We start from the raw sequence: 19,904 nt of genomic DNA, 5'->3' as shown, positions 1-19,904 counted from the left end.
TCACTGCGAGCCACCTCCATGAGTTCCATGCAGCACGCCTGGCTGGGCAACTACGAAGTCAGCAGCACGTCCTGCACCGGCCTGACGTTTGCCCGCCACAGCCACGATGAATGTGTGATCGGCGTCAACCTGCTTGGCGAGGAACAGGTGTGGCTGGACCGCCGCACCTTCGAGGCCGGCCCCGGCAGCATTACCTTGTACAACCCGGGCCAGATTCAGGGCGGCGGCGCGGCCGAGGGGCAGCCGTGGCGGTTTGTCAGCCTGTATGCGACCGCTGACCAATTGGCGGCCGACCTGGGCCTGGTGCACCTGGAGTTCGACCGCTCGCTGTGCTTCCAGCCGGAATTGGCGATGAAGCTGGCCGGCGCGATCGAAGGCTCATTGAGTGCCGATCCGATCGCCCGGGAGCTCAGTGAAGAAGCCCTGGTGGTGCTGCTCGGTGAAGTGGTCAGTTGCAGCGGCGTACGCCTGCCCGGCAGCACCGCAGTGGGTCGTGGGCTGGTGATCAAGGCCCAGGAACTGCTGGCTGAAAACCTGCATCAGGCGGTAGCCCTCGAGACGCTCGGTGACGAGTTGGGCCTGTCGAAATTCCATCTGCTGCGGGCCTTTCAAAAAGAAACCGGGTTGAGTCCGCGCCAGTGGGCGATGCAACTGCGTACCCGGCGTGCCAAGGGCCTGCTGCGTTCAGGGATTGCAGCGTCGCAGGTTGCCCACGCCCTTGGGTTCGCCGACCAGAGCCATCTCAATCGGCATTTCCGGGCGGCTTACGGCATCACTCCGGGGCGCTATCAAAGCGTGCTCAAAGGCTGAAAAGCGCAATCTGGTTCAAGACGACTCACCTGCCCTCGCGCAAAATGCCGGCCATCACTTGAAGGAAGGCAGGCATGTTGACGATCTTTTTTTCGGCGCTGGTATTTGGTTTTGTGTTTTGCCTGTCACCGGGGGCGGTGTTGGCGGAGACGCTGCGCCGTGGGCTGTTGCATGGGTTTACACCGGCGCTGCTGGTGCAGATTGGATCGCTGGTGGGGGATGCCGTGTGGGCGGTGATTGGGCTGACGGGTATGGCGTTGTTGATCCAGCATGAGTCGGTGCGGGTGCCGCTGACGGCGGTTTGTGGGTTGTATCTGGCCTGGCTCGGGGTTCGCAGCTTGATGGATGCCTGGCGCTTGCCAGAGGCCGAGAGTACGCCGGCCAGGTCCGGGCAGAATGCGCTGGTGGTGGGGGCGGCTATTTCGTTGGCTAATCCGAAGAACATTGTTTATTGGGGGGCGCTGGGCAGTGCGTTGTCGGGGATTGTCGGGGCGACGCCGAGCCATGGGCAGACGTTGATGTTTTTTGCGGGGTTTATGGTGGCGTCGGTACTTTCGTGCTTTCTGATTGCGGCACTGGTGAACCTGCTGCGCCAGAACGCGTCGCCCATATGGCAGCGTGTCAGCTATGGGGCGTGTGGTGGGGTGTTGTTGTATCTGGCGGTCCTGGCGTTGTGTGCGATTTGAGTAGGGGGTGAGTACATATCCGTTATTTAGGTAACGGCTACTTATGGTTCCGCTCTTACAGCGGGTCACTTTTGGCAAACGCCCGGAATGCCGGCCCAGCCAAAAGTAACCAAAAGGTCTTTGCCCCACCACTCGGTGCCTCGCCTAGGCTCGGCATGCCGGAACGAAGGCCCGTCTCCGCGGGCCGCCGCGCCGGGCCATCCATGGCCCGGCGCGGCTAAATCGGCATCCCTGCCGATTTACCCGCTCCACCGTGCCTGCTTGCGGCCATCGTGGTTAACGGGGCCCGCAGATCAAAAGCAAGATCAAGAGCACGGCGGCCTGAAAGCCGACCTGAGTGTTAAAAGCAAGATCCAGAGCGAAAGCAGAGCTGCTTTTCTGTAGGAGCTGGCTTGCCGGCGATGCAGGCGACTCGGTGCATCAGGTACACCCAGTTGATGCCATCGCCGGCAAGCCAGCTCCTACAGGGGATTGTGCTCGCTTTAGATGTTGATTTTGCTTTTGCTTCACCACACTCAAGCCGGCCTGTAGGCCGCTGTGCTCTTGATCTGCTTTTGATCTTGATCTTAGGCGCCCCGTTAAACCACGCTGGCCGAACGCAGGTAGTACGGAGCGGGTAAACCGGCAGGACGCCGGTTTAGCCGCGACGGGGCAGGGACGCCCCGTCGCGGCGGCCCGCTTCGTGCTGCCTGCGTTCGGGCACACCGAGCCTAAGCGAGGTGCCGAGTGGTGGGGCAAGAGCGTTTTGCTTACTTTTGCGCTTTTCAAAAGTGAGCCGCTGTAAGAGCGGAACCCATTTCAGCAACACCCGAAAAAACGGATATGTACCCACTCCCCCCCGGCAAAATCAAACCATACCTCTGATCAAGCCGGCCAACGACGGTGCAGATCATCGATAACATAATCGTGCCCGTGCACCCCGCCATGGTTAAGTGCCAAATGCGGGTGCCCCACCGGCAGATCATCGTGGCGATGCGATACATGGACTTGCTCATGAACCGGCCGCCACAAAACTACACAAGCCATCAGCGCCAACACCGCAATCACCGCCATCGCGCCAAACGACGCCACCAGCCCGACATTGGCACTCAACCAACCCACCAGCGGATACGTGACCAACCAGCACACGTGTGACAGCGCAAATTGCGCAGCAAACAACGCCGGGCGATCCTGCGCATGAGCAGAACGACGCAACAAACGCCCTCCCGGGGTTTGCGCCAGCGAATAGCCAACCCCCAACACACCCCACACCACCAACAACTGGCCGTAACCCGACAGCTGGGTACCGGCACTCAACCCCAGGATCAACAGCCCGACACCCGCCAGCATCGCCACCCGGTCACTGACGTTCTTCAGGAGCCCCGGCAACGCCAATGCCGCAATCATCGACCCCGCACCAAACGCCGCCAGCGCCATGGCCGTAAACCGTTGCGGCAAGGCAAAGTGCGACTGCACCAGCACCACGGTGTTGACGATGACCATGGAACTGGCCGCCGCCACCGCCAGGTTCAACGCCAACAGGCCGCGCAAACGTGGTGTCGCAAGGAAGATCCGTACACCACGGGTGGTGCGCTCATAGATACTGCGGGGCACCGCCGCCCGCGCCTGGGGCAGCAGCACCGAAGACACCAACAGCGCCGACACCACAAACCCCACCGACGTACCGGCAAACAGGCTGTGGAAGCTGATCACCGTCAGCAACGCAGCCGCCAGCATCGGGCTCACCACGCTTTCCATGTCGTACGCAAGGCGGGCCAGGGACAGTGCCTTGGTGTACTGCACTTCATCGGTGAGGATGTCCGGGATGGTGGCCTGGAACGTCGGGGTAAACGCCGCCGAGGCCGACTGCAGCACAAAGATCAGCAGATAGATCTCCCACACCTGCGTCACAAACGGCAACGCCAGCGCCACCAGCGCCCGGGTCAGGTCCAGGGTTACCAGCATCGCCCGACGCGGCAGGCGCTCGGCAAAGGCCGCGGCCACCGGGGCAACGCCGATATAGGCGGCCATCTTGATCGCCAGCGCCGTGCCCAATACCACACCCGCCTGGGCTCCCGCCAGGTCGAACGCCAACAAGCCCAGCGCAACCGTGGTCAAGCCGGTGCCGATCAGCGCGATGATCTGTGCCAGGAACAAATGGCGATAGGTTCTATTGCCGAGAACATCGAACATGGGAAGTTGCCTCGTGCGCACACACATCAGAAGTTATTGCGGCATTGTGACTCCGCGTTATCCACCCAGTACAGATCATTTATCAATAAGTGCACTTGATACTAGAACTTCCCTCCCCCTTTTGTCTGAACGAACTCTGAACCGGTAACAAATTAAGTCATTAAACGTTGACATCCGGCAACTGCCTGAGTAGATTGCCCGTGCCTGCAACTCAGGGCCATTTTTTAACCTCACAAAAGAAGCCAATGGACACAGTATCTAGTCGCTGTCCGATCACCGTGTATGCGGCGAATCGGGCGCAAAACCCAGAGAATATGACGGGACTCGCCTTTCCGGCAGAGTAAGCTGCGCTAGAGCCTGACGCTCCAACGTAACTGCCTCACCGGATACCAGTCCGGTCCCGAGGTGTGTTATGACCTTTCAACTGATTGCTTTGCCTGATCTGCGTACGCTGGCTGCGGCCCTGCGTGCCAAATTGTGCCGCGAGCCCGTTGGCTTTTCGCCTACCCGCAGCGCTTTTGTTACCTCCTCCCCCCGCGTGTGCCCGGCGCCCCTGGCCCACTGGCGTATCTGCCCCACCACCGGCCACCTGGTCCAGCAATGGGACCATGCCGACCCTCAAGACCCGCAGAGACGGAACGTTTCCAGCCTGATCGCGCAAGCGAGCCTGATGCTGAGCCTCTACGTGGACGCTCGCGCGGCGTAAGCCGGCTGGAAACAGCAACTTTCTGATAACTCGTTAATTATTCAGCTGGAGTTCTCTATGGACGAAGCCAGTAGTAGCCCGCTGCGCGCTAGTTAACTAATGCGCTGTTAGCGGGCCTGTAGAAAGTTACCCAACACTTTATTAAACCGATCGCGAAGTCAGCGACTCGGCATGCTTTCGCTCGCCTGTCATCAGGTAAGTACCGGGTATGTTTTGTCGAAAAATTGGCGACAGGAGTACACACAATGAGCGCAGTAAAAAACCCGAAACTGCACAAGAAAAACGGCACCGACACCGACGCCAAACTGTCGATGCGTGCCGCCCGCGAAGCCCAGAACGGCCTCTCGGCAACCCTCGCCAATGTCCGGGCAACCAAGGATGGCCTGACCGAGCTGGATGCCCTTGCTCGCCTGCAACGTGAAGGCTACAACGAAGTGGCGCACGACAAGCCGCCTCACGCCATCGTGCAATTCCTACAAGCACTGAACAATCCGTTCATTTATGTGCTGTTGACCCTGGGCGGCATCAGTTTCGTCACCGATTACTGGCTGCCGCTGCAGGCCGGTGAAGAGGCCGACCTGACCAAGGTCATCATTATCATGACCATGGTCATGCTCAGCAGCCTGCTGCGGTTCTGGCAGGAACACCGTTCGGCCAAGTCCGCCGAAGCATTGAAGGCCATGGTACGCACCACCGCCACGGTGCTGCGCCGTGAGCAAGTGGGCTCCAAGCCGACCCTGCGGGAAGTGCCGATGCGCGACCTGGTGGCCGGCGATATCGTGCAGCTGTCTGCCGGCGACATGATCCCGGCCGACATCCGCCTGATCGAATCCCGCGACCTGTTCATCAGCCAGGCGGTGCTGACCGGCGAAGCCTTGCCGGTAGAGAAGTACGACACCTTGGGCGATGTGACGCAAAAGTCCGCCACCTCCACGGCGGCCGACCAGGGCAACCTGCTGGACCTGCCCAACATCTGCTTCATGGGCACCAACGTGGTCAGCGGCCGGGCGCAAGCCGTGGTGGTTGCCACCGGCCCGCGCACCTACTTTGGCTCCCTGGCCAAGGCGATTGTCGGCTCCCGGGTGCAAACCGCGTTTGACCGCGGGGTGAACAGCGTCAGCTGGCTGTTGATCCGTTTCATGCTGGTGATGACGCCGATCGTGTTCTTCCTCAACGGCTTCTCCAAAGGGGACTGGAGCGATGCCCTGCTGTTCGCCCTGGCGGTGGCGGTAGGCCTGACCCCGGAAATGCTGCCGATGATCGTCAGCGCCAACCTGGCCAAGGGCGCAACCGCCATGGCCAAGCGCAAAGTGGTGGTCAAGCGCCTCAACGCGATCCAGAACTTCGGTTCGATGGACGTGCTGTGCACCGACAAGACCGGCACCCTGACCCAGGACAAGATCATCCTCGAGCACCACGTCAACGCCTTCGGCAACCGTGATGACTCGGTGCTGACCCTGGCCTGGCTCAACAGCCATCACCAAAGCGGCATGAAGAACCTGATGGACCAGGCGGTCGTACAGTTCTCGGAACAGAATCCGAAGTTCCAGGTGCCGTTCGCCTACAGCAAGGTGGATGAGCTGCCGTTCGACTTCATCCGCCGTCGCCTGTCGATTGTGGTCAAGGACGCGCAGAACGATCACCTGCTGGTGTGCAAGGGCGCGGTCGAGGAGATGCTGAGCATTTCCACCCACGTGATGGAAGGTGACGTGGCCGTCGAGCTGGATGATCGTCGTCGCAACGAGTTGCTGGCGATTGCCCAGGACTACAACGAAGACGGCTTCCGGGTGCTGGTGCTGGCCACCCGCAACATTCCCCAGGCGCTTGCACGCAAGCAGTACACCACGGCGGATGAACGCAACCTGGTGATCCGCGGCTTCCTGACCTTCCTTGATCCACCAAAGGAAACCGCCGGCCCCGCGATTGCTGCCCTGCGCGAAATCGGCGTGGCGGTCAAAGTGCTTACCGGCGACAACGCCATCGTCACCAGCAAGATCTGCCGCCAGGTCGGCCTGGAGCCCGGCGTACCGTTGCTGGGCGTGGAAATCGAGGCGATGGACGACGCCACCCTCAAGCTGCGGGTTGAGGAACGCACGGTCTTCGCCAAACTGACGCCGCTGCAAAAGTCCCGGGTGCTCAAGACCTTGCAGTCCAACGGCCACACCGTGGGCTTTCTCGGCGACGGCATCAACGATGCACCGGCCCTGCGGGACGCCGACGTGGGTATCTCGGTGGACAGCGCGACGGACATTGCCAAGGAATCCGCCGACATCATCCTGCTGGAAAAGAGCCTGATGGTGCTGGAAGAAGGCGTGCTGAAAGGCCGTGAGACCTTCGGCAATATCATGAAGTACCTGAACATGACCGCCAGCTCCAACTTCGGCAACGTGTTCTCGGTGCTGGTGGCCAGTGCATTCATCCCGTTCCTGCCGATGCTGTCGATCCACCTGCTGCTGCAGAACCTGATGTACGACATCTCCCAGCTGGCCTTGCCGTGGGACAAGATGGACAAGGAATATCTGGCCAAGCCACGCAAGTGGGATGCGAAAAACATTGGCCGCTTCATGATCTGGATCGGGCCGACCTCGTCGATCTTCGACATGACCACCTTTGCCCTGATGTGGTACGTGTTCTCGGCCAACAGTGTGGAAATGCAGACCCTGTTCCAGTCCGGCTGGTTCATCGAAGGGCTGCTCTCGCAAACCCTGGTGGTGCATATGCTGCGCACCCGCAAGATCCCGTTCTTCCAGAGCAACGCCGCATGGCCAGTGATGATGATGACCTGCATCGTGATCGGGCTGGGCATCTACGTGCCGTTCTCGCCGCTGGGCGCGCTGGTGGGCCTGGAGCCGCTGCCACTGGCGTACTTCCCATGGCTGGTAGGCACCCTGGTCGCCTACTGCTGCGTGGCACAACTGATGAAGACTATCTACATCCGCCGCTTCAAGCAGTGGTACTGATCAACCGCCCCTGAAAACGCTGGCTATCGGTGGATAGCCAGCGCTCGCGGAGACAGACAATGAAAACACTCATGAGCTACCTCGACAACGCCGCACGCGCGGCGCTGGTGTTCGGCCTCGCCCAGGCCGCCAAGACGGTGATGGTGCTGGGCGTGCGGCTTTACGCACGCAACGTGCTCAGCGCCGTGGAAATGCGCTTCATGCTGGGGTTCTCCAGCACCTTGAACAGCACCTGCATTCGCTTGCTGCGCCCGCGTCGATAAATCGCAATACGCAATACAAGGAACCCTCACCATGCGCGTCTTGATCTGTGCAGGCCGTCATTACGCCGATACAAAAATGTCCCGCCAGGTGCTGGATGCCTACCACCGCCTGCGCCCCGTGCAGGTATTGATCCACGGCGGCAGTCAATTCCTGGGCAGCGACGTGGAGGACTGGGCCCGGGAAACGGGAGTGGACGTGGTGCGTTACCCACCCAACTGGCAACGCCATGGCAAGCAGGCCGAGCGTCACCGCAACCAGTTCATGCTCACCGACAGCCGTCCCGACGTGATCATCGCGCTGCCCGGTGGCGACGACACCTCGGAACTGGTGAGCCAGGCCAAGGCCAGCGGCATCCATGTGCTGAGCGTAGACAGCTGAATCAACCCTTATTGGAGCATCCACACATGAAAGAAGAACCCAGTTGTAGCGGTACCCAACTGCACACCCTTTTTTATCTGAATCACGGCGCGTCCCTGCCAAATCCGACCGGGACGCGCCACCGGCTGTTGATCGAGGTTCACCATGTACAAGAAACACACCCCTGACGGTTTCACCAAATACCGCAACCGCAGCACTCACATTACCTTCCACCCCCTGCCCGCCTCCAAGCGACGCGCGGTGCGGCGCAACCTGATCTTCGTCGGCGTCACGCTGAGCGTGGTGCTGGTGTTGAGCCTGATGTCGAATGCCTTTGCGGCCGGCGGTTCCTATGTGGTCGACGACGGCGCGATCAACGCCCCGGGCGAATGCAATGTCGACGCCTGGTACACCGCCAATCGGCACGACGGCTCCACCCACAGTGAAACCCTCTCGCCCGCTTGCACGTTCACCGCGATTCCCTGGCTGCAGTGGACCGCCGCAATGTCGCGGGCCAACCATGATGGCGAGGGTGAAACCCAGGTTAACCCGCAGCTCAAGGCGCAGTTGTGGGCCAGGGAAGACCTGGGCCTGGAACTGGCCGCGTCGGCCGGTGTGCATTACGCGCTGAACCGTCAGCATTCGTTTGATGGTGCGGACTTGAATGTGCCGTTTACCTGGCAACCGATGGAGGCCCTGCGGTTGAACTTCAATGCGGGTTGGAGCCATGCCTATAACGACGGCGACCAGACCCATCGACCGACCTGGGGCACCGGTTTTGAATACACCCTGATGGACTCACTGACGCTGATTGCCGAACGCTACGGCCAGCAAGGCGGCGACCAGGCCTGGCAAGCCGGGCCGAGGGTACACGTTGGCAAAAATGTGGATGTAGACCTGGTGGTAGGACGCAGTTTGATCGGGGATCAGCATCAATGGCTCACGACGGGGGCCACACTGCGGTTCTAATCCGCAGACGATGATCACCTGTGGCGAGGGAGCTTGCTCCCGCTGGGGCGCGAAGCGGTCCTAAACCTACGACCGATTTCTATCTGAAAGCACACGGTCGATTATTTTGGGTCTGCTGCGCAGCCCAGCGGGAGCAAGCTCCCTCGCCACAGGTTTGGTATGACCGTAAATAGCGATTTAAACCTGCCCCTTGGCCTGCTGCTCCAGATGCACTTGCAAGGCGGGATCAATCTTCAACTGCGCCGCCAGTTCATCCAGATAATTGCGCTCCGCCTCCTGCTGGTCATCCACCAGCAGCACGCTGACCAGGTACACCTCGGACGCCACCGCAGGGTCCCCGGCAAACTCGGCAAAATCCGCCGCATTCAGCGGCTTGGCCACCTCGGCATCCAGCCACGCCTGCAATTGCGGGTCATCGGTGTGCTTGCCGATTTCGGCCGAGATCATCTGCTGCTCCCGCTGATCAATCTCGCCATCGGCCTTCGCCGCCGCGATCAACGCGCGCAACACGGCGTGGCTGTGCTCTTCGACTTGCGCGCCAGACAGTTGATCCACCGTTTGCAACGCCTGCTGCGGCGCCGATGCCTGTTGGCGCTGCCAGGCCTGATACGCCTGGAACGCCATCATGCCCAACGACGCCAGCGCCGCGTAATTGGTGCCGCCAGTACGCCCCTGGGGCGCCGCCCGGGTTCCACCCAGCATGCCGCCCAGGCCGCCGAGCAAACCGCCCAGGCCGCCACCGCCGGAGGCAGAAGTACCACTGCCGCCCAGTAAACCACCGAGCAGCCCGCCCAAGCCACCGAGCCCACCCTGGGCCCCCGGTGCAGAGCCGCCCTGCTGGCTCGTCGAGGCCTGGCCAGCGCGCAGCAATTGTTCCAGTAGATCGCCAGTATTCATGGTGTCACCCTCCCAGGGCGCAGAGTTCCAGATCAACAACAATAGACCCGCTGCGCCAGAACACCATGACCGCCCGGCAGGCACGCTTTATCATGGCACCACCGCCCACGGAGGAAGCCCCGACATGACCCGTACCGAGCATATCGCCCTGATGGCGACCTACAACCAGTGGATGAACCGCAAGGTGTACGAGGCGGCCGGCGGCCTGAGCGATGAGAATTTGCTTGCCGACCGTGGCGCGTTTTTCGGCTCGATCCTGGGCACGCTGAACCACCTCGCCCTGGGCGACCGGGTCTGGCTCAAGCGCTTCGCCGAGCATCCGGCGGGATTTACCGCACTGGCGCCGTTAAGCGCTTTGGAGTTGCCGCCACGCCTGAATCAACTGGCCTTCGCCGACATTCGCGAACTGTCGGCCCACCGCGCCTGGCTCGACCGGCTCATGATCGACTGGGTGCAAACGATCACTGAAGCGGATCTGGATCAACCCTTGCAGTACCGCAACATGTCAGGCACGGCCATGAACAAGAATTTTCATGCACTGCTGGTACACTTCTTCAATCACCAGACCCACCACCGGGGCCAGGTGACGACGCTGCTGACACAGGCCGGGCGCGACGTGGGCGATACCGACCTGCTGGCCCTGATAGGTTGATTCAACCGGCGTTGAATTCGGCGTACGCCTGTATCAATGCCGGGAAATTCTCCCGCTCCGGGAGCTGCGCAAAGCTGTGCTGGGCCGGGGTCGTCGCCCATGGCAGCTTTTCACTGGTCCAGGTTTCAATGAACGGCACGTAATCGCTCACGTCATCCAGCATCGTCGGCCGCAGGTTGATCAAGTCTTCCACGCCATTGGGGCGGGAAAACATCCAGCTCATGCAGTGGGGGCAGCAGTAATGGCGGTCTACGCCGTGCAGCCCGCCGATCACCGGGTTGCCCTGGGTGATGGTGAAGCCGCTGCTGGGGATCAGCGCGCTCAGGGAGAACGCGCTGGATGACATCTTCTGGCAGCCGGTGCAGTGGCACGCCATGGTGATCAGTGGTTTTTCCGTCACGATAAAACGTACCCGATCGCAACGGCAGCCGCCTTCCTGGGACTCTTGATTGCTCATCTTCCACTCCAGTCACATTGTGTGTGTGACCGGAGGATAAACGAGCGGTTGCGTCGCGAACAGCAGCAGGCGCTATGGGTGTCGGCGGGCGTGAAATACCCTCAAACGAACGCATGGGACAGCGAACTGTCATAAAAGACAGAGCGGTGAAATCAGCCCATGGCTGGCCGCCCTGCCCGCGCGCATCAGCAGATTACCGGTGCGACGCATCCCCCAAGAAGGAGACGCTTACATGGTCATTCACTTCAAGGTCGCCGGCCATCTTGCCTGCGGTCATCACGGCACCAACCTCCCTTCCAGCACCGAGCTGAAACGGGTCAAGTGCCGTACCTGCCGTAACACCGAAGTCTTCAAGGAAGCCCGCCGCACCCAACGCAACGCCGCCCGGCGCGCCGCGCGCAGGTCCAAAGCCGCCCATGCCGCCGGTGACTGGCGCAGTGCCTGGACCCAGCGCCTGACCGACCTGCCAGGCCGTCAGCGCCTGCCACGCGGATTCCACGGCCAGCCATTCGTTTAGGCTGTGCAGGGCAAACTGTGGCAAGGGAGCTTGCTTTGCCAGGGGAGCTTGCTGTGGCGAGGGAGCTTGCTCCCGCTGGGCTGCGTAGCAGCCCCAAAATCCTGGGAGCGCTGCGCACTCCAGCGGGAGCAAGCTCCCTCGCCACAGCAAGCTCCCCCCCACAGCAAGCTCTCTCCCCTCAGGTACCCATTACCCAATCACATCCCAATAAAAAGCCCCGGACGGACCGAGGCTGTTGAGGGTTCAAGCTTGATTGGCAGCAGGCCTCGACCGCGCCTTGTACCCCGGCAGTGCAGCAGCATACGCCAGTGCCTGCTCACGGGAGCCGAAGGATGCCAGCCGATCAGCTTTGGTACAGACCCGCCACGGCCCGCTGTTGACCTGCACGATGTCGTAGCCGTTGAGATGCAGCTTGTTCAGCATGGGAGTGCTCATAGTCACCTCTCTCTCCAGAGATAATCCAGGTGTTTGCCCGGTCTACCATACACCCACCAACAACGAGGCAACCTACCGAACGTCGAGTCAGCGGTAAGCCGGCAACCCCCATCTCTGCAAGTCAAACGCCTCCAGGCTAAGCAGCCGACCGTCTGCATGCAGGAACTTCTCTTGCGGCATCGCCGGGTCCGGGATCGCCACGGCATACATCCCTGCCGCCTTGGCCGCCGTGATGCCGAATGGCGAATCCTCGAACACCAGACAGTCCGCAGGCGCCACCCCCAGCCGCTCGGCGGCCACCAGGAAGATATCCGGCGCCGGCTTGGCAGCGCCTACCTGTGGGTCATCGGCGGTGACGATGGCGTCGAACAAGGCAAACCAGTCACGGTGCCGAGTAGTTTTCAGCTCGAAATAATGCCGCGACGAACTGGTGCCCACCGCAATCGGCACACCGTGGTCCGACAAGTGCCGCACCAGCTCCTGGGCCCCAGCCATGGCCGCCGCCTGGGGAAATCGTGCATTCATCAACGGCGTGCGTTCCTGCAAGAACGCCTCGGGGCTCATCGGCAAACCTACGGCCTGCACGATGTAGCTCGCCAGCTCATAGGCCCCCAGGCCAATGGTGTTCTGCTTCATGCTCCAGTCAAACGTGCGGCCGTAGCGGTCGGCAATCAACTGGGTGACTTCGGTGTAGATGCCTTCGGTGTCCAGCAGCAGGCCGTCCATGTCGAAGATCACAGCCTTGATCGGCGCGGGTAGCGGTGCATTCATCAAGGTGTCCTCAGGTACGCCCGGCGTAATGGTCGATCAACCGGTTGAGCAGGATCGCCAGCACGATGATCACCCCGGTGATCGCCATCTGGTAGAACGAGCCCAGCCCCAGCAGGTTGAAGATATTGCGCAGCACCTGCAGCAGCATCACCGCCACCGCCGTGCCCACCACACTGCCGCGCCCGCCGAACAGGCTGGTGCCACCCAGCACCACGGCGGCAATCGCATCCAGCTCCAGGCCCTGGGCGGCGGTCGGTTGGCCGACGTGCAGGCGTGAGGTCATCAACAAACCGGCAAACGCTGCCAGGCCGCCGCAGATGGCGAACACTGCAATCGTCACCGCACGCACCGGTACTCCGGACAGCCGCGCGGCCTCCAGGTTGCCGCCGGTGGCCAGCACGTACTCGCCAAACACCGTGTAGCGCAGCACCAGCCAGGCGATGACGGTGATCAGGATAAAGATCAGCCCCAGCACCGGGAACGCAATGCCGGCGCTGGGCAAGATGTCGATCATGGCCGAGCCGAACGACGTAAAGCTGGCCGGCAGCCCGCCAATCGGCGCACCGTCGGACGCCAGGAACGTGGCCCCGCGCAGCGAAACCAAGCCGGCCAGGGTGATGATAAAACTCGGCACCTTGCCAAACACCGTCAGGCTGCCCATCAAGGTGCCGATGGCCAGGCCCACCAGCAAGGTGGCCGGCACCGCCAGCCAGCCGCTGACCTGCTGTTGCAGCAGCACCGCCACCAGGATCCCGCCGAAGGCACACAGGCTGCCCACTGAAAGATCGATATTGGCCGTGAGGATGACGAAGGTCATGCCGATGGCGATGATCCCGACAATCGCCCCTTGCTGGAACAGGTTGGCGATGTTGCCGAAGGTCAGGAAGTCATCCGACAGGAACGTCGCCACCCCCACGGCAAACAGGAAAATGAACACGAAGTTGTAGCGCATCACCCACTCCAGCACCGCACTGCGACGGCGGCTGGCGAGGGCGACAGGCTTATCGAAAACCGGGCTTGGATTGCTCGCAATAGTCATGGTTCTACACTCGTTTTACCGATAAGGATGGCCTGGTCGATCTGGTCGCGGCTGGCACTCAAGGGGTCGAAGCACAGCGCATTGCGCCCCTCATGCATCACCCAGATGCGGTCGCAATTGACGTACAACTCATCCAGCTCGCTGCTGGCCACCAGCACCGCAGCCCCTTCCTGCGCCAGGCTGCGGGCCAGGGCGTAGAGGTCGGCCTTGGCGCCGACATCCAGGCCACGGCTGGGCTCGTCCAGCAGCAACAGGCGCGCGCCGTCGATCACCCACTTGGCCATGACCACTTTCTGCTGATTGCCGCCGGAGAGCTGGCGCACCGGTTGCTCCAGGTTGTCGAGCTTGGTCTGCAAGCGTTGCAGCACCGGGCCGGCGCGGTCCTTGGCCTGGCGATGGGAAAACCAGTTCAGGTGCCGCGTGTGCACCAGGCAGGCGTTGCGGTAGATCGGCGCATCCAGCAGCAGGCCTTCGGTCTTGCGGTTTTCCGGCACCAAACCCACGCCCTGGCGGATGGCCTGGCGCGAGGTTTGCGGGTGATAGGGCTGGCCGAACAGCTCGACATCGCTGTCGTTGCGGCCCACGCCAAACAAGGCCTTGAGCAAGGTGCTGCGCCCCGCTCCGTTCAGCCCGGCAAGCCCGACGATTTCGCCCTGGCGCACTTCCAGCCCTTGTACATCCAGCCCCTGCTCGCCTTGCAGGCGACGAATGTTCAGCGCCAGGTTTTCCCGGGGCGCCTGGCGCGGGCTGCGCTCCAGCAGGTCGCGGTGTTCGCCGACCACGGCGGCGATCAGCGCCTGGTCATCGATCTGCGCCAGCTCATGGGTTTGCAACGTACGCCCGGCACGCAGCACCGTGACCCGGTCGCCGATCTCACGGATTTCATTCAGGCGATGGCTGACATACAGCACCGCCACCCCGGCCGCGGTGATCTCACGGATCACCTGGAACACCCGCTTGAGTTCGGTCTCGTTCAGCGCCGCCGAAGGCTCGTCCATCACCACCAGCCGGGCCTCACAGGTCAGCGCCCGAGCGATGGCCGCCAATTGCTGGTTGGCAATCGACAGGCTGCCCACCCGATCCGTACTCGAAAAATTCGCCCCTACCCGCAACAGCGCGGCCTTGGCCAAGGCACTGCGCTTGCCCCGGGAAATAATCCCGAAGCGCTGGGGCGCGTAACCGAGCATCAGGTTTTCTTCGACGGTCATCTGCGGGATCAGGTCGAGTTCCTGATAGATCATCGCGATCCCGGCCTGGCGTGCCTGTTGCGGGTTCTTCAACTCCACGCGCCGGCCCGCCACCGACATCTCGCCGCCATCCGGACGATGGGCACCGGCGACGATTTTCAACAAGGTACTTTTGCCCGCGCCATTGGCGCCCAGCAGGCAATGCACCTCCCCCGGCCGAACGTCGAGGGACGCGTCGGTCAGCGCCACCACATTGGGCGGAAAACGCTTGCTGACATGACGGATATCCAGGGCCAACTCACTCATGATCCTGCTCCAGCAAATAGCGGGCGGTGGCCGCGTCGGTGGCCAGCACATTGACGTAGCCGGCCTTGACGCTGGCGTGCACGATGCGGTGCTTCTGCGCGCCGACGCACACGGCAATGGACCAGGCCTTGTCGCGCAACGCGGCCAACGGCAGGCCCAGGGTGCGGGCGTCGAGTTCGGGCATCACCGGCTCGCCGTCCATGCCGATAAAGCGCCCCATGATGTCGCCGACGGCCCCGAGGCGCTCCAACTCTTCGAGCAATGGCCGGTCGATGTAACCCGACTCCATCAACACCGAATGATCAGACAACTCACCCAGGCTGAAACACGCCACCGGCGCCTGTTGGCCAAGGTGCAACACCTGGGCGATCACCGGGTCCTGCTCCAGCGCTTCGCGGGTGTAGGCATGCCCGAGAATCGCCGGTACCGGCAGCAACGTGGCCTGTCCACGGGCAGCCTGGGCAAAGCGTTCCGCGACGTTATGACTGGGCTCACCCATCGAGCGCGTATTGATCGCGCCGTTCAGCAACACCACGTTGACCCCTTCGTTCCAGCGCGGCACCAGCCACTGGGCCATCTTGGTCAGGGTGCGGCCCCACGACACGCCAATCAGCGCCGGCATCGGCTGCAAATTGCACAGGTAGCGGGCGGCGGCCTGGGTCACGACGTTCAGTGCGGTGTCGGCATCCTCCACATCCAGCACCAGCGCTTCACGCAGGCCGAAGCGCCGTTGCAAGGCCACTTCCAGCTGCGGCAGGCGCGCCGAGCGGGCGACGATATCGATGCGCACCACCCCGCAATCCCGTGCTTCGCGCAGCAGGCGGCTGACTTGCCAGCGGGTCAGCCCGGTTTCCCGGGAGATATCGCTTTGGGTCTTTTCCAGGTCGTAATACAGCTTGGCCACCTGGACCATCAGGTCATCGCGCTGGGAATCCGCCGACAAGCGCGTGGCGAACGATTCTTCAGGATGGGCGCTCATGCGGCTGGCCTTACGCCGAGCGTGCGGTTCGCCGGCGGCTTGCAACTGATGGGCGCGACACTGTCGGTGGCGGCGCGGTAGCGGCCCAGCAGCTCGATATATTGCTCGTGGGCGTAAGGGTCCGGTTCGATCAGCCGGCCGATGGTGGTGAAGTCGGTAGCGGCTTCCTGCAAGGTGCCGAACTCGCCCAGGGCGCAGGCGGCAGCGGCGGCAGTGCCGATCAGGGTGAGGTTGTCGTGGGGCACCATTTCGAACGGCACACCGGTGGCGTCCACCGTGGCCTGCAACCACAACGGGTTCTTCTGGAAACCACCGGCGGCGACCACACGGGTGATCTCGATACCTTCGGAGCGCCAGGTGTGAAAGATGTTCGCCGAGCCCAGGGCAATCGCTTCTACCGAGGCACGGTACAGGTCATGCCGGTCATGGTTCAGCGACAGGCCCATGATCGCCCCGCGCATGTCCGGCGAGCGGTACGGCGTGCGGTTGCCCATCCAGTAGTCGAGCACCAGCAAGCCGGTGGAGCCTGGTTTGAGTTCTGCGGCCTGACGGATCAGGCGTTGGTGCCCGGCATCGTCGAGGCCGAACATTTTTTGTGCCAGCCAGTTGAGGATCGAACCGGCGGAGACTTGCCCGCCTTCCATCAACCATTGGCCGTCGAGCAACGCACCTGGGTAAGGTCCCCAGATGCCCGGGACATCAATGCGCTGCGGGGTGTGCATCAATTGCACCACCGAGGTGCCGCCGATGAACAACAACTCGCCGGCGCCGGTGGTACCGGCACTGAGCATTGCCATGTGGGCATCGATGCCGCCCTGGGCCACCAGTGTGTCGCGGCCCAGGCCCAAATGGTTGGCCGCATCGGCGCTCAACGGTCCAATGCGCGCGCCGACCTTGATCACTTCCTGAGGGAGTTTTTGCGCCAGTTCCGGCACGCCCAGTTCGGCGTACAGTTCCACCGGGAAACGCTGCTGCAGGGTGTCGTAGTTCCACTTGCAGCTGGCATTCAATTGGGACGCAACCCAGCGCCCGGTCAGTTGAAAGTTGATCCAGTCCACCGCTTCGCAGATACGCTCGGCACGCTGGTACACCTGGGGCTCGTGCTCAGCCAGCCACATGGCCTTGGGCACCAGCCATTCCACCGCGTCACCGCCCTGGTTCATCATCGGGTGGCTGACGTGGGCGGTGCGCGCCGACTCGGCAGCGGCGCGGCAATCCATCCATAACAACGCCGGGGCCAGGGGTTGGCCGTCGGCCTGGGCGACCACCACCGTGGAGGCCGTGGTGGCGACGCACACTGCCGCCACCTGCGGGTGCCCGGCCTGGGCCATCAATTGCCGGCAGGCTTTGCCCAATGCCGTCCACCAATCCGCCGGCGCCTGTTCGGCCCAGCCCAACTGCGGGTATTGCGTGGCATACGGCGCCTCGGCGACGTGTACCAGTTTATGGCTGTGCAGGTCATACAACCCGGCCCGCACCCCACCTGTTCCGAAATCCAATCCCAACAACAAGGTCATCGGTAGTCCTCCTGCGTCTTGTCACGACGACGCTTTTTGTTTTAAGCCCGGCAACGCTCAGCGCTGTCGGGCTTGGCGACACACAATCAACGGCGTGGCTCAGGGGCGAAAAATCACCTTGGCCGCCACTTCACTGCGATCGGCATAACGCTTGAACATCGCTGGCAATTCGTCCAGCGGCAAGTCGTGGGTAATCATGAACTGCCACTGCAATTCGCCGGAAGCCAGCTTGTCGATGGAGGCCGTCCACTCGTCGCCCGGGAACGGTGCCGAGAACGAGTTCCAGGCGCCGTGCAGGGAGATTTCCTGGCGCAGGAAGTGCGAGAACGTCGCTGTGCTGAGGGCCACGTCGCTGGTGGGAATACCGATAAACACCACGTGCCCGCCGGCCTTGGTCAGTTGCACGGCCTGGTTGATCGAGCTTGGATGGCCAGCCGCTTCGATCACCAGTTGGCAACGCGGCAACTCGGCATCCGCCGCGCCGCTGAGCAGGGTGTGGGTAGCGCCGGCCTGGCGGGCCATGGCGAGTTTTTCTTCGGCGATGTCGATGGCAACGATGTCCTTGGCGCCCATGATCTTCAGCCATTGAATCGCAAACAGGCCGATCGGCCCGCAACCCACCACCGCCCCGCTCTGCCCGGCCTTGAAGTCGGCTTTCCAGATCGCATGCAGGGCAATCGCCGCCGGGTCCACCAGGGACGCGGCAATCGGGTCCATGCCTTGGGGCACCTTGATCAGGTTGCTCAGCGGCACGTTGACGTACTCGGCATACGCGCCGTCGCGGCGGCTGCCGAAGTAATCGTAGCGCTCCGATCGGGACGGAAAACCACGGGCATATTGGTCGCTGCTGACGTCCGGGATCATCGGCGGCACGGTTACCAGTTCGCCGATGGCATAGCCTTCGACGCCGCTGCCGATCTCTTCGATGAAGCCTGCGAATTCATGGCCGCAGATCAGCGGCATCACGTGGGCGCCCTTGCTCAGCATGCGCGGGATATCCGAGCCGCACACGCCGCAAGCGGCGACCCGGACCAGCGCATGGCCGGCCTTGACCGCAGGTTTTGGAACATCTTCAACCCGGATATCGCCCGGTTGGTACATGACGGCAGCTTTCACAGTGAATTCCTCTGTTGAATGACGAGTGCGTTCGAACGGGCACCTCCCGCAAGAGGTGCCGGCAAAAAAATCCTTAGGGTGGCGACGCAGATCCGTTAGAGCGCGCCAGGGCGGTATTCGCCGAAGGTAGAGTCATGCTTGACCTCGGCCACGTTGGCCTTGGTCACCACCTGGGTGCCGGCGTCGACAAAGTTCGGCACCGATTTGCCGGCCGCCAGGGCCCGCGCCGCCTCAATGGCGACCTCGCCCAGGTAGCGCGGGTCGTTGAGGGCAGTGGCCACGTATTGATCGCCGTTCTGGATGGCATTCAAGGCTTCGGACAAGCCGTCGATCCCGGCCACCAGCACGTCTTTCTTGCCGCTTTCGGTGAGCACTTGCAGCGCGCCCATGGCCATGTCGTCGTTATGCGCGATCACCGCCTTCAAGTCGGGGTGTGCTTGCAGCAAATCCTGCATCGCCGTGACCGCGTTGGCGCGCATGTATTCGCTGTAGGGGCCATCGATGATCTTGAAATCGGTGCCGGCCAGGGCGGTGTGGAAGCCCTTGCGGCGTTCTTTCATCACGGTGCCGCCGGCGTCGCCCTGGATCTCGATGATCTTGCCCTTGGTCACGCCGCGTTGCTTGAGGGCGGCGAGCAAGGCTTTGCCGGACAACTCGCCCATCTCGGCATTGTTGCGGCCGATAGTGGTGGCCACCGGGGCATTGATGGCGCGGTCGACGGCAATCACCGGCACTTTGGCACGCTTGGCAGCGTCGAGGGCGGCGCCCACGGCGTCGGGGTTCACGGCATTGATGATGAGGATGTCGACCTTGCGGGTCAGCAGGTCCTGGATGTCGTTGTTCTGCTTGCTGATATCGCCGTTGGCGTCGAGGAAGATCAGCTCGTCGCCGCCCTTGGCCGCTGCGGCCTTGGCGCCATCGCGCAGTTGCACATAGAAGGGAGATTGCAGGGTGACCTGGCTGAAACCGATCTTCAGATCCCTGGCCTGGGCGTTCAGCGCCAGCGCCGAGGCCGCGACAGCCAGTGCAAGGGCCAGCACATGAACAGGTTTACGGGCTATCTGGAGCATGGTGATTCCTATTTTTATTGTTGTCAGGATTCGGGCG

At 62.3% G+C, this 19,904-nt stretch carries 20 protein-coding genes; 9 read left to right on the top strand and 11 right to left on the bottom strand.

What is annotated here, in order from left to right; genetic code table 11:
- Window positions 1–18: 18 nt before the first annotated feature.
- Together V3W39_RS25965 and V3W39_RS25960 are read left to right on the top strand one after the other, a co-directional pair.
- Window positions 19–810: an AraC family transcriptional regulator gene (locus V3W39_RS25965; RefSeq protein ID WP_177115928.1), complete on the top strand. Its 792-nt coding sequence runs from the start codon at window positions 19–21 to the stop codon at window positions 808–810.
- 74 nt (window positions 811–884) lie between these two features.
- A complete protein-coding gene (locus tag V3W39_RS25960) occupies window positions 885–1,496 on the top strand; it encodes a LysE family transporter (protein WP_177048964.1) in 612 nt (203 codons plus the stop codon).
- Between the two features lie 864 nt (window positions 1,497–2,360).
- Here V3W39_RS25960 and V3W39_RS25955 read toward each other — a convergent pair.
- Window positions 2,361–3,668, bottom strand: a complete 1,308-nt coding sequence (locus tag V3W39_RS25955) for an MFS transporter (RefSeq protein WP_330213625.1) — start codon at window positions 3,666–3,668, stop codon at window positions 2,361–2,363.
- Window positions 3,669–4,080: 412 nt separating this feature from the next.
- On the opposite strand from V3W39_RS25955, the gene V3W39_RS25950 reads away from it, so the two are divergent.
- From V3W39_RS25950 to V3W39_RS25930, 5 genes are all read left to right on the top strand, one after another.
- Complete coding sequence (locus V3W39_RS25950) at window positions 4,081–4,374, top strand: hypothetical protein (protein WP_330213624.1); 294 nt, start codon at window positions 4,081–4,083, stop codon at window positions 4,372–4,374.
- Between the two features lie 245 nt (window positions 4,375–4,619).
- Window positions 4,620–7,334, top strand: a complete 2,715-nt coding sequence (gene mgtA, locus V3W39_RS25945; RefSeq protein ID WP_177041946.1) for a magnesium-translocating P-type ATPase — start codon at window positions 4,620–4,622, stop codon at window positions 7,332–7,334.
- Between the two features lie 59 nt (window positions 7,335–7,393).
- Complete coding sequence (locus tag V3W39_RS25940; RefSeq protein WP_256348032.1) at window positions 7,394–7,597, top strand: hypothetical protein; 204 nt, start codon at window positions 7,394–7,396, stop codon at window positions 7,595–7,597.
- Between the two features lie 31 nt (window positions 7,598–7,628).
- Window positions 7,629–7,976, top strand: a complete 348-nt coding sequence (locus V3W39_RS25935; protein WP_177041945.1) for a DUF2493 domain-containing protein — start codon at window positions 7,629–7,631, stop codon at window positions 7,974–7,976.
- A 144-nt stretch (window positions 7,977–8,120) separates the two neighbouring features.
- Entirely contained in the window at window positions 8,121–8,924 is an 804-nt protein-coding gene (locus tag V3W39_RS25930; protein ID WP_330213623.1) for a hypothetical protein, read from the top strand.
- 177 nt (window positions 8,925–9,101) lie between these two features.
- On the opposite strand, the gene V3W39_RS25925 is transcribed toward V3W39_RS25930, so the two are convergent.
- Window positions 9,102–9,821 carry a tellurite resistance TerB family protein gene (locus V3W39_RS25925; protein WP_330213622.1) on the bottom strand — a complete coding sequence of 240 codons (720 nt, stop codon included), beginning with the start codon at window positions 9,819–9,821 and terminating at the stop codon, window positions 9,102–9,104.
- Between the two features lie 124 nt (window positions 9,822–9,945).
- On the opposite strand from V3W39_RS25925, the gene V3W39_RS25920 reads away from it, so the two are divergent.
- Window positions 9,946–10,473: a DinB family protein gene (locus V3W39_RS25920; RefSeq protein WP_177076327.1), complete on the top strand. Its 528-nt coding sequence runs from the start codon at window positions 9,946–9,948 to the stop codon at window positions 10,471–10,473.
- A gap of 1 nt (window position 10,474) precedes the next feature.
- Here the strand turns inward: V3W39_RS25920 and V3W39_RS25915 are convergent, their stop codons facing one another.
- Window positions 10,475–10,930, bottom strand: a complete 456-nt coding sequence (locus tag V3W39_RS25915) for a GFA family protein (protein ID WP_177129047.1) — start codon at window positions 10,928–10,930, stop codon at window positions 10,475–10,477.
- 232 nt (window positions 10,931–11,162) lie between these two features.
- Here V3W39_RS25915 and V3W39_RS25910 point away from each other — a divergent pair, with 232 nt between their 5' ends.
- Complete coding sequence (locus V3W39_RS25910; protein WP_177041935.1) at window positions 11,163–11,447, top strand: hypothetical protein; 285 nt, start codon at window positions 11,163–11,165, stop codon at window positions 11,445–11,447.
- Window positions 11,448–11,690: 243 nt separating this feature from the next.
- Here the strand turns inward: V3W39_RS25910 and V3W39_RS25905 are convergent, their stop codons facing one another.
- From V3W39_RS25905 to V3W39_RS25870, 8 genes are all read right to left on the bottom strand, one after another.
- On the bottom strand, window positions 11,691–11,882 hold the full coding sequence (locus V3W39_RS25905; protein WP_259199032.1) for a DUF2188 domain-containing protein: 192 nt from the start codon (window positions 11,880–11,882) through the stop codon (window positions 11,691–11,693).
- An 87-nt stretch (window positions 11,883–11,969) separates the two neighbouring features.
- Complete coding sequence (locus V3W39_RS25900; protein WP_330213621.1) at window positions 11,970–12,653, bottom strand: HAD-IA family hydrolase; 684 nt, start codon at window positions 12,651–12,653, stop codon at window positions 11,970–11,972.
- A 10-nt stretch (window positions 12,654–12,663) separates the two neighbouring features.
- Entirely contained in the window at window positions 12,664–13,692 is a 1,029-nt protein-coding gene (locus V3W39_RS25895) for an ABC transporter permease (protein ID WP_177041930.1), read from the bottom strand.
- Complete coding sequence (locus V3W39_RS25890; protein WP_177076335.1) at window positions 13,689–15,185, bottom strand: sugar ABC transporter ATP-binding protein; 1,497 nt, start codon at window positions 15,183–15,185, stop codon at window positions 13,689–13,691. The genes V3W39_RS25895 and V3W39_RS25890 overlap by 4 nt, the downstream gene beginning before the upstream one ends.
- Window positions 15,178–16,164, bottom strand: coding sequence for a sugar-binding transcriptional regulator (locus V3W39_RS25885; protein ID WP_330213620.1), 987 nt, complete (start codon window positions 16,162–16,164; stop codon window positions 15,178–15,180). Before V3W39_RS25885 ends, V3W39_RS25890 begins: the two co-directional genes overlap by 8 nt.
- Complete coding sequence (locus V3W39_RS25880) at window positions 16,161–17,681, bottom strand: FGGY-family carbohydrate kinase (RefSeq protein ID WP_330213619.1); 1,521 nt, start codon at window positions 17,679–17,681, stop codon at window positions 16,161–16,163. Before V3W39_RS25880 ends, V3W39_RS25885 begins: the two co-directional genes overlap by 4 nt.
- Window positions 17,682–17,780: 99 nt before the next feature.
- Window positions 17,781–18,797, bottom strand: coding sequence for a galactitol-1-phosphate 5-dehydrogenase (locus V3W39_RS25875; protein ID WP_256390366.1), 1,017 nt, complete (start codon window positions 18,795–18,797; stop codon window positions 17,781–17,783).
- 95 nt (window positions 18,798–18,892) lie between these two features.
- Window positions 18,893–19,867, bottom strand: a complete 975-nt coding sequence (locus V3W39_RS25870; RefSeq protein WP_330213618.1) for a substrate-binding domain-containing protein — start codon at window positions 19,865–19,867, stop codon at window positions 18,893–18,895.
- Window positions 19,868–19,904 lie beyond the last annotated feature (37 nt).

The organism is Pseudomonas sp. Z18(2022) (assembly GCF_036346535.1).
In the GTDB taxonomy this organism is placed as follows: Bacteria; Pseudomonadota; Gammaproteobacteria; order Pseudomonadales; family Pseudomonadaceae; genus Aquipseudomonas; species Aquipseudomonas yamanorum_A.
This window is presented reverse-complemented; position numbering and strand designations above follow the sequence as displayed.